Source organism: Propionispora sp. 2/2-37, from assembly GCF_001298735.1.
Lineage (GTDB): Bacteria > Bacillota > Negativicutes > Propionisporales > Propionisporaceae > Propionispora.
On sequence record NZ_CYSP01000013.1, the window covers coordinates 129,454 to 142,940 of the forward strand.

The 13,487-nt window shown below is 48.3% G+C and carries 11 protein-coding genes; 8 read left to right on the forward strand and 3 right to left on the reverse strand.

All coding sequences use genetic code 11. The features are described 5' to 3' along the window. The first annotated feature begins 319 nt into the window (after positions 1 to 319). From P22_RS14660 to P22_RS14685, 6 genes are all read left to right on the forward strand, one after another. Complete coding sequence (locus P22_RS14660) at positions 320 to 1,153, forward strand: transketolase (RefSeq protein ID WP_054260975.1); 834 nt, start codon at positions 320 to 322, stop codon at positions 1,151 to 1,153. Further along, positions 1,146 to 2,102 carry a transketolase family protein gene (locus P22_RS14665; protein ID WP_054260976.1) on the forward strand — a complete coding sequence of 319 codons (957 nt, stop codon included), beginning with the start codon at positions 1,146 to 1,148 and terminating at the stop codon, positions 2,100 to 2,102. Before P22_RS14660 ends, P22_RS14665 begins: the two co-directional genes overlap by 8 nt. Next, complete coding sequence (locus P22_RS14670; RefSeq protein ID WP_054260977.1) at positions 2,102 to 2,956, forward strand: phosphogluconate dehydrogenase C-terminal domain-containing protein; 855 nt, start codon at positions 2,102 to 2,104, stop codon at positions 2,954 to 2,956. The genes P22_RS14665 and P22_RS14670 overlap by 1 nt, the downstream gene beginning before the upstream one ends. Positions 2,957 to 3,077: 121 nt before the next feature. Further along, on the forward strand, positions 3,078 to 3,827 hold the full coding sequence (locus tag P22_RS14675) for a FadR/GntR family transcriptional regulator (RefSeq protein WP_235814670.1): 750 nt from the start codon (positions 3,078 to 3,080) through the stop codon (positions 3,825 to 3,827). A gap of 68 nt (positions 3,828 to 3,895) precedes the next feature. Further along, entirely contained in the window at positions 3,896 to 4,852 is a 957-nt protein-coding gene (locus P22_RS14680) for a D-2-hydroxyacid dehydrogenase (protein WP_054260979.1), read from the forward strand. A gap of 103 nt (positions 4,853 to 4,955) precedes the next feature. After that, positions 4,956 to 6,203, forward strand: coding sequence for a glycerate kinase type-2 family protein (locus tag P22_RS14685; protein WP_054260980.1), 1,248 nt, complete (start codon positions 4,956 to 4,958; stop codon positions 6,201 to 6,203). A 154-nt stretch (positions 6,204 to 6,357) separates the two neighbouring features. On the opposite strand, the gene bioA is transcribed toward P22_RS14685, so the two are convergent. Together bioA and bioD are read right to left on the reverse strand one after the other, a co-directional pair. After that, positions 6,358 to 7,698: an adenosylmethionine--8-amino-7-oxononanoate transaminase gene (gene bioA, locus P22_RS14690; RefSeq protein WP_054260981.1), complete on the reverse strand. Its 1,341-nt coding sequence runs from the start codon at positions 7,696 to 7,698 to the stop codon at positions 6,358 to 6,360. Between the two features lie 2 nt (positions 7,699 to 7,700). Then, positions 7,701 to 8,390, reverse strand: coding sequence for a dethiobiotin synthase (gene bioD / locus P22_RS14695; RefSeq protein ID WP_054260982.1), 690 nt, complete (start codon positions 8,388 to 8,390; stop codon positions 7,701 to 7,703). A 300-nt stretch (positions 8,391 to 8,690) separates the two neighbouring features. Between bioD and P22_RS14700 the strand changes: the two genes are divergently transcribed. Beyond that, positions 8,691 to 9,635, forward strand: coding sequence for a 2-hydroxyacid dehydrogenase (locus P22_RS14700; protein ID WP_235814669.1), 945 nt, complete (start codon positions 8,691 to 8,693; stop codon positions 9,633 to 9,635). A 476-nt stretch (positions 9,636 to 10,111) separates the two neighbouring features. After that, the gene (locus P22_RS14705; protein ID WP_054260984.1) at positions 10,112 to 11,863 is read left to right on the forward strand and encodes an ABC transporter ATP-binding protein; all 1,752 of its coding nucleotides are present in this window, start codon (positions 10,112 to 10,114) and stop codon (positions 11,861 to 11,863) included. A 99-nt stretch (positions 11,864 to 11,962) separates the two neighbouring features. Here the strand turns inward: P22_RS14705 and P22_RS14710 are convergent, their stop codons facing one another. Next, positions 11,963 to 13,126: a TAT (twin-arginine translocation) pathway signal sequence gene (locus P22_RS14710; RefSeq protein WP_216598087.1), complete on the reverse strand. Its 1,164-nt coding sequence runs from the start codon at positions 13,124 to 13,126 to the stop codon at positions 11,963 to 11,965. Positions 13,127 to 13,487 lie beyond the last annotated feature (361 nt).

The following is a 13,487-nucleotide window of genomic DNA, read 5'->3' on the forward strand; positions in this document are numbered from 1 at the left end:
TGCATTTTTATCGGGGCATTAGCGTCAGTTAAGGATTTGGCAACAAAGCTGTTTGATATAAACACTAGCATCCGAGTAGTAAAGATACAATACAGTAATCCCCTCCTCAAGAAAAGTAAAACATCATACGTTTAATGTTTGACCTAATTGTAAGGTAAGGACAAACTCGTTGTCAATAATAAACTGAAAATATTAAAAATTATATAATTTACGAAATGTTTAAAAAGAAATAGATTGACAGGGTATTTTTTTATATGATAAGGTAAAGGTAAAACATCATATGTTTGATGTTTAAGTTATTTAAAAAGGGGCGATAAGCATGATGCAGCAAAAAGCTCTTGTAGATTTGCAGGCCATGGCTAACCAGATTCGGCTGGATGTCATGAAAATGGTTTATGAAGCACAGGACGGACATCCGGGACCGGCATTTTCTGCCGCGGATATGATCACAGCGCTTTACTTCAAAGAAATGAATATCAATCCGGCGGAAGCCGGATGGCCGGACCGCGACCGCTTCGTTCTTTCCAAGGGGCATGCCTGTCCTGCTTTATATGCGGCGCTAGCCCGCCGGGGCTATTTTCCCACAACAGAATTTGACGGACTACGTAAAATGGGAAGAATGTTACAGGGGCATCCCGATATGAATAAAACACCCGGAATTGATATGACCTCCGGTTCATTAGGCAACGGGTTATCATTGGCAGTCGGGATGGCTATAGCCGCTAAGTACCGGGGAAAATCTTATTATACCTACACCATTATGGGCGATGGTGAATTACAGGAAGGATTGGTCTGGGAAGCGGCTATGTGTGCAAGCAAATACAAGCTTAACAACCTGATTGCCTTTGTTGACCATAATGGCTGGCAGAGTGGGGATAAGGTGGAAACCGTTAGCGGTTTGCTCCCTCTTCTGCCTAAATGGCAAGCCTTTAACTGGTATTGCCAAGTGATTGACGGGCATGATTTTGTACAAATCAGCGAGGCTGTTGAAAACGCCAAACAGAGTGAAAAACCTTCGGTCATCATTGCCAATACGATCAAGGGGAAGGGCTTATCTTTTATGGAGAATGATAATTCCTGGCATAAACGAATTCCCACAGCCGAGCAATTAGCAACGGCAAATGAAGTGTTAGGGGGCATAGTAAATGGCTAATTATAAAGGAACACGGGAAGCTTTTGCGCAAGCTGTTATGGAATTGGCAGCACAAGATGACCGGATTTTATTTGTATCGGCAGACTCGTTAAAAGCCATGCGCGCCACCGCCTTTGCCGCTGCATTTCCGGATAAATACATTGAAGTCGGGATTGCCGAGCAGAATGCAGTAGGTGTGGCAGCCGGACTGGCTAGTACCGGTTTGATTCCGTTTGTAGGTACTTACAGCGGATTCATTACCATGCGGGCGGGGGAGCAGATGCGGACCTTTGCAGCCTATCCGGGCTTGAACGTAAAGCTGGTGGGCATTAATGGCGGCATATTCTCCGGAGAAAAGGAAGGGGTTACGCATCAGTTTTTTGAGGACCTGGGGATTGTACGTACGATACCGGGTATTACCGTGATTGTTCCGGCCGACGCCCATCAAATGTACCAGGCGGTCAAAGCAGCCGCAGCTATTGAAGGACCCGTGTATATCCGTGCCGGAAGCGGACGGGAGCATATAGTTTATGATGCAGAGACTCCGTTTGCGCTGGGTAAAATACATGTTCTAAACGAGTACGGGAAAGATGTGGCCCTGTTCGCCAATGGCTTTATTGTAAACCGGGCGGTAGAGGCGGCGTCTATCCTCAGGCAACAGGGGATCGGGGTGACACTTGTCGATGTGCCGACCTTGAAACCTCTGGACACGAAGGCCATCGCACGGGTATTAAAGGATTGCGGGACAGCCGTGACGGTAGAGGATCATAATATCATCGGCGGGCTGGGCGACGCCATTGCGAAAGTAAGCAGTGAAGAGTGTCCCGTCCGCATTGAACGTGTAGGATTGCAGGATGTCTTTCCCAGCTCCGGAGCTGCGGAAGAGGTTCTCGATTATTATGGCATGTCGGTACAAGACATTGTAGCTGCAGTAAAGCGGGCATATAACAAAAAACAGGAGGCTTTGTGATGAGTGAAAAAATTACTGTCACCGTAATTGGTGCGGGCGGAAAAATGGGAACAAGAGTCAGCAATAACCTGGTGAAACATCCGGAGACAATTGCCTTGCATTTATGTGAAGCGTCCGAAACCGGCATTCGGGGCATCCGGGACCGGGGTCTTGAGGTAACTCCTGCGGAAGTGGCTGTGCCGAAAAGTAATATTATTATTTTAGCCGTTCCGGATAAGGTGATTTATCAAGTATCCACCGGCATTGTGAACATGATGGCACCGAACAGTACCTTGATTATTCTGGACCCTGCGGCAGCTGTGGCCAAAGAACTGGCTTTGCGGGAAGATTGTACTTTTGTTGTGACGCATCCCTGCCATCCCTCATATTTTTTGGATCAGGATACTCCGGAAGCCAGACAGGATTATTTTGGAGGCGTAGCCGGTAAACAGGATATTGTGATGGCTAAAATTCAAGGCTGTGACGAAAATTTTGCCCAAGCCAGACAGGTCAGTGAAATCATGTTTTCGCCGGTGGTTAACAGCTATGTAATGGGCGTACGTGATATCGCTTTCCTGGAGCCGACGCTGGTAGAGATTCTTGGCGCCACCACATTATATGCTATGGCCGAAACGGTGAAAGAAGCGGAAAGAAGGGGAATTCCCCGGGCGGCAGCGGAGTCCTTTTTATCGGGGCATATTTACAATTTGTCCGCTAATTTTCTGGGAAAATTGAATGCCAAGGTTTCCGATGCCTGTATGGTGGCTATTGAACTTGGCAATAAGCTGGTCCTGAGGGAAGACTGGAAAAAGATCTGGGAGGATGAGGTTCTGGACCGCAGTATAGCGACAATGCTTCATCCGGAGCGGCAATAATCATAAATGCTCCTGCACCTCCGCAACAAATCCTGAATTGCATTGGTAAAATGTCTGATGATATAATGTAGACAATTATGATGCGGATTTTGCGGAAAAAGGGGTAAAGAAAACGGTGGATATGAAAAACGACAATGAGCTTGCTATTTCAGGCATGCTGTCACCAAAACCCAACGAATCGTCGGTTGATTATGTTATTAACAGCATTAAAGAGTTACTGCTTACTAAAAAAATTGTGCCTGGTGACCGTTTGCCGGCAGAAATGGAGCTGGCCAAGCTATTGTCGGTCAGCCGGGGTTCGATCCGGGAAGCGATGAAAATTCTGTCGGCTTTTGGGATTGTGGAAATCAAGCGGGGCGATGGCACCTACGTCTCATCGGATATCGAAGGCAAAGTACTGTTTGATCCGCTGCTTTTCAGCTTTATTCTGTCAGCGCCCGAGTTTGACGAATTAAAAGAATTGCGCGTTTTACTGGAAAAGGACGTAATACGGCTGGCTATTAAAAATGCCGGAGAAGAGGATATAAAGTTATTGAGGCAGTGTTATGAATCAATGGAAACATTAAAACATTCGGAAGATAAAAATTACGATGAGCTGCTGGCCTGTGATATGGAATTTCATTATATTCTCGGTAAATTGACCAAGAACAGACTTTTAGAAAAAATTTACCGCTTTGTAATGGAGTATTTTCAACCGTATACTTTACAGAGTATACGTAACCATACCTATTTTAGCCTGGAATCTAATGAGACGCACAAAAGGCTGCTGACCGCCGTAGAAGAACGCGATGCTGCTTCCGGAGAGTATGCAGTTGAAAATTCTATCCAAGTATGGGAAGAATTGATTTTTAAATGCCGGCCGGAGGCGTGAGTATCGCGTGTTTTTTAGGCAAGCAGTGACGATTCGTAATCTGTCTTTTGCGAAAAGGGGTGGATTCAGTGAAAATGGTTGTCTTAGACGGTTATACATTAAATCCGGGTGATTTGAGCTGGAGCGCTTTGGAAAGGATCGGGCAATGTACGGTATATGACCGGACACCGGCCGATAAGATTATTGAACGTATTGGTGACGCCCAAATTGTTATTACCAATAAAACACCTATAACCCGAGAAATTTTTGCTGCATGTCCGCAAATCGGTTATGTCGGGGTATTGGCAACAGGATACAATGTAGTTGATGTCGCGGCCGCAAAGGAGCGAAATATTGTGGTGACCAATATCCCGACCTATGGTACCAGTGCCGTGTCCCAGTTCGTGTTTGCCTTACTTTTGGAAATCTGTCATCATGTAGGCGCTCATGATGCGGCAGTCCGCAGCGGACAGTGGGTGAAAAGCGGTGATTTTAGCTTTTGGAACTATCCGCTGATCGAATTAAAGGATAAAACTATGGGAATTATTGGTTTCGGCAGAATCGGGCAAGCCACGGCGCGGATTGCCAATGCATTTGGCATGAAGGTGCTGGCGTATGACAACTCCCCGAACAAGACCTTGGAAACAGAATGGCTGCAATATGTGGAACTGGAAGAACTTTATGCAAAAGCGGATGTGATCAGCCTGCATTGTCCGTTATTTCCGGCTACCCAGGGAATGATCAATGCCGCCTCTCTGGCGAAAATGAAACCCGGCGTGATTATTATTAATACGTCGCGCGGACCGTTGATTGTGGAAAAAGACCTGGCAGCGGCGTTACAAAGCGGGCAGGTTTTTGCTGCTGCCTTCGATGTTGTGGAAACCGAACCTATCCCGGCGGACAGCCCGCTGTTACAGGCTCCCCATTGCATTTTAACGCCGCATATTGCCTGGGCGCCTAAAGAATCACGGGCCCGGCTGCTGAATATTGCCGTAGAGAATATAACCGCTTATCTGGCCGGAAAACCGGTTAACGTGGTGAGTTAATAAGTTAATAAAGCGTTTTTAGGGAAATCATGTCTGCAGGGGAGTGTTGAGGCCAATGCTTTGCAAGGCATGATTTTCCATTTTTAAGCAAAGGAGGGGGAGTATGGGCAATATCCATCAGGATGCCGAGACTATGATACGGCAGGGCATTACTGCCGTGTTGCCGCAGGCGGCTGTCAAAGAAGCTCTGCAGGGGAGGCAATTCCCGGGACGGGTGTATCTGGTGGCAATCGGAAAGGCCGCCTATGCTATGGCCAAGGCGGCTCAGGAAGTGTTGGCGGAACCGATTACGGCCGGTGTGGTTATTACAAAATACGGCCATGCGCAAGGGGCTTTGACCGGTATGGATATTATCGAAGCGGGGCACCCGGTGCCGGACGAAAATACGCTGCTGGGAACGGAAAAAGTGCTGGACATGGTCAGTAGCCTTAAGAGGGAAGATACGGTGTTATTTCTGGTGTCGGGAGGAGGCTCCGCCTTGTTTGAAAAACCGGTCGACGGGGTAACGCTTGCTGATCTCAGCCGGATAACCGGTCAGTTGTTGGCCAGTGGTGCCGGTATTGTAGAGATCAATACTATCCGCAAACGGTTGTCCGGGGTAAAGGGGGGCCGGTTTGCACAAGCCTGCCGTCCGGCCGGCATGGTGTCCATCGTGTTGTCCGATGTACTGGGAGACCGGCCGGATATGATTGCATCCGGTCCGGCGTGTGCCGATCAGTCAACAGCGGAAGAGGCACTGGCCATTATCAAGAAATATAAATTAGTTCTGCCCGAACCTGTTTTGGCAAAACTCCGGGTCGAAACCCCGAAGCGGATCGATCATGTGGAAACGATAGTTACCGGCAGTGTCCGGTTTCTTTGTTCGCACATGGCCGGGATAGCCCGGGGATTAGGCTATCAGCCCTGGATTCTTACCACACAGATGGATTGTGAAGCCAAAGAAGGCGGCAGGTTCCTGGCGGCTATTGCGAAAGCGATTTCCGACGGAACGAGTTCGTTTGTGCGCCCCTGTGCCATTATTGCCGGCGGGGAGACGGTGGTCACTGTAACCGGGCAGGGGAAAGGCGGGCGGAATCAGGAGTTTGCCCTGGCTGCTGCCGAAGAAATTGCCGGTTTACCCGATACCCTTATTTTTTCCCTGGGGTCGGATGGAACGGATGGTCCGACTGACGCGGCAGGCGGTTTAGTTGACGGGCAGACAAAGGTTCGTTTATTGGAGAAAAAAATAAAAATCGGGGAATATCTTAGCGATAATAATGCGTATCATGCCCTGCTGGCGTCCGAAGGACTGATTTTTACCGGGCCAACGGGAACCAATGTCAATGATGTGGCGGTGCTTCTGTGTAAATGACAGGTTGTTATTCTTCCAGCATAATACGGAGGATTTGCGGTCGGTTTCCTGCATGCCGTGGTAAGTCCGGAATCCTGCAAAAACGGACTTCACCGGCAGGAAATAAACCTGCTGCAGTAAAGAGAGACTGCAGAGCGGAAGGAAGAAGTTCAGGTTACCCCAGAACTTCCTGCAGGCATTCATGGCAAACCGAGACTACAAAATCCATTTCCCCGCGATTGATGACCAGGGGTGGATTAAAATACAGCACATCCCCCAGCGGGCGGAGGAGAACACCTTTTTTCAGAGCCTTTTTGTAGATTTGATAACCGATGCGCTGTTTGGCAGAAAAGGATTTTTTACCGGAACGGTCGGCTACCAGTTCAATGGCATTGATTAAACCGGTGGAGCGGATATCGCCGACATGAGGGTGGGAACTCAATGTTTCGTGCACCAACCGGTGAAAATATCCGGCATTTTCATTGGCTTTTTCCAAAATTTTTTCTTCCTGCATGATGCTGAGCACTGCGTTGGCCGCCGCACAGGCCAGGGGATTGCCGCTATAGGTATGACTGTGCAGGAAGGCCTTGCCGGCGCTGTAGTCGTCGTAAAAGGCATCATAGAGGGTTTGGGTGGTTACAACGAGGGCCATGGGCATATAGCCGCCGGTCAGCCCTTTGGACAGGCAGAGCATATCCGGGGAAATACCGGCCTGGTCGCAGGCAAACATACTGCCGGTTCGGCCGAAGCCTGTAGCAATTTCGTCGGCGATCAGATGTACCTGATAGTGGTCACAGGCCTGACGAAGTTTTCTGAGGTAGGCCGGAGGATACATTTTCATCCCGGCGGCAGCCTGCACGAGCGGTTCGGCTATAAACGCGCAGACTTCATGGGCATGCTCGGCAAAAGCCTGCTCTGCTGCCAAAAAACATTCCGCATTACAGCTTTCACGGTGCTTGCCGTACCGGCAACGGTAGCAGTCCGGTCCGTCTACCCGGATAATGTCGAGCAATAACGGTTTATACATCTGGGAATATAAGTCAACTCCGCTAACGGATAAGGCGCCTACCGTTTCACCGTGGTATGCATCGCTAAGGGCCATAAACCGTGTTTTTTGCGGACTGCCTGTTTGGTGGTGATACTGAAAACTCATTTTCAGGGCTGCTTCAACCGCGGAAGAACCGTTATCCGTAAAGAAAAACTTAGTCAGTCCGGCCGGAAGGATACCGGTAAGACGTTCGCAAAGTTCAATGGCCGGCCTATGGGAAAAATTAGCAAAAATAACATGTTCCAACTGGTCGAGCTGTTTTTTTACCGCGTTGTTAATACGCCGGTTACAGTGTCCCAGGAGATTGCACCACCAGGAACTGACAACATCGGCATAGCGGTTGCCATAAATGTCGTACAGGTATATGCCCTGGGCGTGATCGATGATAATGGGCGGCAATTCCTCGTAGTCTTTCATTTGTGAGCAGGGATGCCAAATGTGCTCTATATCTTTTCGGGCGAGATTCATGTTTAAAATACCTCCTTATAAAGACCGCACAAGGCAGCCGTATCCAGCGTAACATTGCCGGCATGGTCGCCGACACAGGCAATTACAGGCAGCTTCAGAAGGCGTTCGATACAGGCCTTGTTGTCCCGGTGCAAATAACTGGCAGTATCAAAGTGATTAAGAATAATGCCTTTGACCGTTAGTCCCTGGCTTTGGGCATAATGCACCGTTACGACGGTGCTGTTGATGGAACCCAGTCCGGATGGGGCTACAATCAATACATCAAGTTGCAGCAGTTTTATAATATCTGTCTGCATGAGAAGCTTATCGTCCAGACGCAGGGGACAGACGATGCCGCCGCAGCCTTCCACGGTGAGATAATCATACATTTTCGTAAACCGGATAAAATCGGCAAGGATAACACCGCTTTCGATGGGATGCTGTTCGATTTGTGCCGCCAGATGGGGCGATACGGCTGTCCGATACATATAAGAGGTTAACGAACGTGCCGGAACCTCCAGCCCTGCGGTTTTGGCCACATAGCTACAGTCGCCGGGCACCCATTCGCCGTTTATATGCTCTGCGCCGCTTAGGGCAGGCTTATAGTAGCCTGCGTTTAGGCCGTCGTCGCGCAGCTTTTTGACAAGCAGAGCCGTAATGTAGGTTTTACCTATATCCGTCCCGGTTGCTGTAATAAAAATACCTTTACTCATAGCAGGTCACCTCGGAAAATAAGTTACGCCGCAATCATAAGAAGAACGGACGAGAAATCCGGTAATTTACCGGATGGCCGTGTTTGCCCGCAACGGGATTGCGGTGTTAGAATTATTATAACGCTTACTTTCGTATTGTCAACAACTACTAATTTTATGGTTGACAATACGGAGCTGTTCTGGGATAAGGAGGGGAAGCTGCCGAACAAGTAGATAAGATCGCTTGGACAGGAAGAACTGCGGTATTACAGGAAAGTGGGGAAAATGTGCACATGAACACCATATAATGAGGGAGATGGAATGATGAAAATTTCCATTGTAGAGCCGCTGGGAGTGGCTAAAGAAAAAATTATGCAGATAGCTGCCGAGAAACTAGGCAGTCAGGCGGAAGTGATATATTATGACACGGCACCTGCCGGCACAGGGGAAGTCGTCGCCAGGTCGGAGGATGCTGATATTGTGGTTTTGGCGAATATGCCTTACCGTAGGGAAATCATCGAAAAATGTTCAAAGCTGAAAATGCTCTCGGTGGCCTTTACCGGGGTTGATCATATTGATATGTCCTATTGTCAGGAAAGGAAAATCATGGTGTGCAACTGTGCGGGTTATTCCAATGAAGCGGTGAGTGAACTGGTATTTTCCCTGGTATTGGGGTTGTACCGCCGGATTATTGCCTGCCATAATGCCGTGAAGCAGGGGAAAACAAGGGAAGGGCTGATTGGGCTCGAATTGTCGGGCAAAAAATTCGGGATTGTTGGTACCGGGGCTATTGGGCTGAAGGTAGCGGCCCTGGCGAAGGCTTTTGGCTGTGAAATATTTGCCTACAGCCGGACCAAAAAGGCGGATGCCGGTGTCCAATATGTTGATCTGGATACATTGATGGCGGTTTGCGATATTGTATCGCTGCATGTACCGCTGACCAGCGGTACCAAAGGGCTGATCAATGCAGAAAAACTGGCACTGATGAAACCCAATGCGATATTAATTAATACTGCCAGAGGGCCGGTGGTTGATTCGGAAGCATTGGCGGCTGTATTAAAGCAAGGCAAAATAGCCGGGGCGGCCCTTGATGTCTTCGAGCAGGAACCGCCGATTCCGGCGTCTCATCCCCTGCTGCAGGTTTCCAATGTCATTTTGGCGCCGCATATCGGTTTTGCCACAGAGGAGGCATTAGAAAAAAGAGCGATTATTGCTTTTGAGAATGTCAGACAATGGCTGGCCGGCACACCGCAGAACGTAATATAGAGAAGGTGAATCCACCATGACACACGGTATTCTGGGAAAAGCGAATGGAAAATATCCGGCATGGACTGGAGCGGATTAATACATAGTTCCACGCCGGAGTAGGTGCAAACGGGTTTTGTTTACCGAACGAAGGTCACGCCAGATTAAACTGCTTTCCAGCTTAGGCCGGAAAGCAGTTTTTGGTGCAAGGCATAAATACTCGGCAAGGGAGCGTCAATCAACTCATTCTGGTTAGCATCGCTAACCTCCAGCGCATCCGCGTTTAACTCCGGGAACAGGTTCATAAGCATAGATATATTACGATGTACTGGTTGGCAAATCAATTTATTATAAAGTTAACACCCGCTGAACGGTGTAGGCTTTTGCTTAACCGGGGCCGTTTATGGTAAGATATGACTGTTAAATAAATATGGTGATATTTGAGCAAGTACGTATGTCTCAGCTGAAATGATTGTATCATGCTAACGGAGGTCTCTATGTCTATTTGGCTAAAATTTTTGCAGTATTATAAGCCGTATCGGCGGCTATTTTTTACCGACTTAGTCTGTGCATCAGGAGTTGCCCTGGTGGACATTACTTTTCCTCAGGTTCTGTACTATCTTACCCACAGCGTTTTTACCAGGAGTGCGGCAGAGATCCGGGCAGTACTGTTGCTGATTCTTGCGGGCATGACGGTGCTGTACGGTATCCGGTATTTTTGCCAGTATTATATAACCACCTGGGGGCACATTATGGGGGCGCGGATGGAAAGCGATATGCGCCAGGATCTGTTTGATCACTATCAGCGGCTTTCTTTTTCTTATTACGATCGTAACAATACCGGCGAAATGATGTCCAAGCTGGTATCCGACTTGTTTGACATTTCGGAACTGGCCCACCATGGACCGGAGAATCTATTCATTTGCAGTCTGAAAATTCTTGGTTCCTTCGCCCTGTTGCTATTTCTCAATGTCAAAATGACCTTGATTCTGTTTGGTGTTACACTGTTGATGATTGGTTTCAGCATTTATAAAAACCGGAAGATGAAAGCCGTTTTTATGGACAACCGGAAAAAGATTGCCGGAGTTAATTCGCGGGTACAGGACAGTCTTTCCGGCATTCGTGTGGTTAAGTCATTTGCCAATGAAGAACTGGAACGGGAAAAATTCTGCGACAGTAATCTGCAGTTTTTAGATTCAAAAGTGGAAAGCTATCGCATTATGGGAAGTTTTCACGCGGGAAACGGTTTATTTCAGGGATTATTGTATACGGCGGTATTGGTCAGTGGCGGTTTTTTTGTTGCCGAGGGGACGCTGGAAGTTTCCGCCCTGGCCGTCTATGCCTTGTATATCGGGATTTTTATGAATCCTATTGATGTGCTTATTAACTTTACAGAACAGTTCCAAAAAGGTTATTCCGGTTTTCAACGCTTTGTGGAAGTTGTGAATACAATACCGGAAGTGCTGGAAAAACCGGATGCCCTGCCGTTGGGCAATGTCATAGGGCATATTGAATACCGCGACGTTTCTTTCCGCTATAACCATGATACCCAGGTGCTGGACGGAGTGGATATTGTCATTGACGCCGGCAAAACAGTGGCTTTAGTGGGACCGTCAGGCGGCGGCAAGACCACCTTGTGTTCGCTGTTGCCGCGTTTTTATGATGTCAGCAGTGGTGCGGTGCTGATTGACGGCAAGGACGTCCGGGATGTTACCTTAAAATCATTGCGCAGTGCCATCGGAATTGTGCAGCAGGATGTGTATATGTTTGCCGGTACGATACGGGAAAATATTGCTTACGGCAAGCCGGGGGCTACGGATGAAGAAGTCATCGAGGCGGCAAAAAACGCCAATATCCATGAGTTTATCACCGGACTTGCCGACGGCTATAACAGCTATGTAGGTGAGCGGGGGACCCGGCTTTCCGGGGGGCAAAAACAGCGGATTGCCATTGCCCGCGTATTTTTGAAGAACCCCGGCATTCTGATTCTGGATGAAGCCACCTCCGCGCTGGATAACGAGAGTGAGCGCTACATCCAGGCTTCGCTGGAGCGCCTTTCCCGAAACCGGACAACCATTGTGGTAGCCCACCGGCTCAGTACCATCCGCAACGCCGATGAGATCATTGTGATTAACCATAACGGTATTCAGGAACGGGGCAGTCATGAAACCCTGCTGGCTCAAAACGGCCTCTATGCCAAATATTATAATATGCAGTTTGAAGGGCTGGATGAATTGCAGAACGGATAACAGGAGCAAACTGCTTTTCTAAAATCAGAACCGCTATTCGTCTTTACTGGACAAATAGCGGTTCTCAGAAGCTGGTTTAGGGCAGTGCCGGAGGGGTGGCTAAAGGGTTACTATTGATTTTACGGTATTGGTCAGTGCAGTTTCACCTTCAGCGGTCCAGAGCAGATAAAGTTGTTCAAGGGTAGCCTGAGAAAAAACATAGTTACGCAATGCATAAAATTTTTTGGTTTTTAGATCCGCACTTGTCATGTTGAACTCTTTTTGGGCGATTTCTTCCAGTTTGGCAATCATCCATTTGGCGGCGGGAACAGATAAAACCCAGTCATGGTCGCCCAGATGGGTGATGAACCCTTCCGCACGGCGGGGCAAAGGCAGGGTTTTGCCATCCGGGGCGAGCAAGCCGAGTTTAACCGGATTTTGCTGGGCTAAAATGGAGGCTGCGGAAATCCAGCCGACGACTTCGGACTCGTCGGCATCCGTGCCGGGATGATTATGGGCGCAGGCCATAGCGACGATTAATTCGGACGGCAGCTTGCGGTGAATAAGTTCGGCAATGGAGAGGATGTGGTGGGACCCGGTTCCGGCGATGGGGTATTCGGTTCTGGCGGCACCATTTTCCTGCCATTGGAATACCCAGGGTTTATGTAAATCGTGCAGTGATTGGGCGGCAATGATAATGTCACGATTCAATGGGCAGGCGTAAGTTTCTTTATAAGCATGGAAAAAGCCAATACTGGCTTGGACATTTACAGCTACGTGAGTGGCCAGGCCGCCTGGATAAGAGTGATGACTGCCATAGCCGCTGCCAGGTGCCGCAAAGAAAGGAATTACTGTCTGGCCGGGATCGGAACATGGGGGTAAAAATTCATCCAGAGCCGCGTTGGCTTTAAGGTAACCGGCAGCTACCAGACGTTGTTTAACTGTTTCTTTAGCCGTAGTATCCGGATAAAGTTCCAGCAGGCGGGGGGCCGGATTTTTCAGTATTTCACAGGTCGTACGGCGTAGCTCGGGGTTTTGGATTTCGCCCGCCGTTTTTAGCAGAAACTCATAGGCAGGTTTGATATAGGGCGATTTTTCCGCCATGGCGATCGGGCTCATAGACATACATTCCTGCAAAGATAGTTTGGTGGGCGCGACAGGGCTTTTGGCGAATGCGGGAAGCTGCAGCGACGCAAATGAAAGCATGGAGACGGCTCCGGCTGACAGTTTTAGAAAATCACGGCGGTTGCATTCACCGTTTATACTTTCAAGGATAGTTTTCATTCCGGCCATTCCTCCTAAAGTTTATCGTTAATTTCATTGTAATCGTATAAATGGAAGATTATGTTAAAGGAACGTAAAACATGCGTAAATTTTAAACACTACAGCTTTTTAATAAAGTCTGTTGCAAGATGAAGCAGTTTCGGTCCCGGGGACCTTGATCTGCAAACTGCAGTTGTAGTATAAAAAGGAAAGGCTCCTGTTCAGTCGGATGATTGAACAGGAGCCTATTTTAGTAAATTCCCCAACCACACAAAAAAGGGACCGTCTCAGAGGCAGTCCCTTTTCTGTGTGTACATATTGTGTCGATATTGTAACATTGCTGTAACAATCGCCTTTTAAAATAAGGATAATTATTCCAAGA

Coding starts and splice junctions, on each gene's coding strand:
- P22_RS14670 (WP_054260977.1), top strand. CDS start 2,102: ATGAGTGAAAAAATTACTGTCACCGTAATTGGTGCGGGCGGAAAAATG.
- bioA (WP_054260981.1), bottom strand. CDS start 7,698: ATGAATCTCGCCCGAAAAGATATAGAGCACATTTGGCATCCCTGCTCA.
- P22_RS14710 (WP_216598087.1), bottom strand. CDS start 13,126: ATGAAAACTATCCTTGAAAGTATAAACGGTGAATGCAACCGCCGTGAT.
- P22_RS14675 (WP_235814670.1), top strand. CDS start 3,078: ATGAAAAACGACAATGAGCTTGCTATTTCAGGCATGCTGTCACCAAAA.
- P22_RS14705 (WP_054260984.1), top strand. CDS start 10,112: ATGTCTATTTGGCTAAAATTTTTGCAGTATTATAAGCCGTATCGGCGG.
- P22_RS14665 (WP_054260976.1), top strand. CDS start 1,146: ATGGCTAATTATAAAGGAACACGGGAAGCTTTTGCGCAAGCTGTTATG.
- P22_RS14685 (WP_054260980.1), top strand. CDS start 4,956: ATGGGCAATATCCATCAGGATGCCGAGACTATGATACGGCAGGGCATT.
- bioD (WP_054260982.1), bottom strand. CDS start 8,390: ATGAGTAAAGGTATTTTTATTACAGCAACCGGGACGGATATAGGTAAA.
- P22_RS14660 (WP_054260975.1), top strand. CDS start 320: ATGATGCAGCAAAAAGCTCTTGTAGATTTGCAGGCCATGGCTAACCAG.
- P22_RS14700 (WP_235814669.1), top strand. CDS start 8,691: ATGATGAAAATTTCCATTGTAGAGCCGCTGGGAGTGGCTAAAGAAAAA.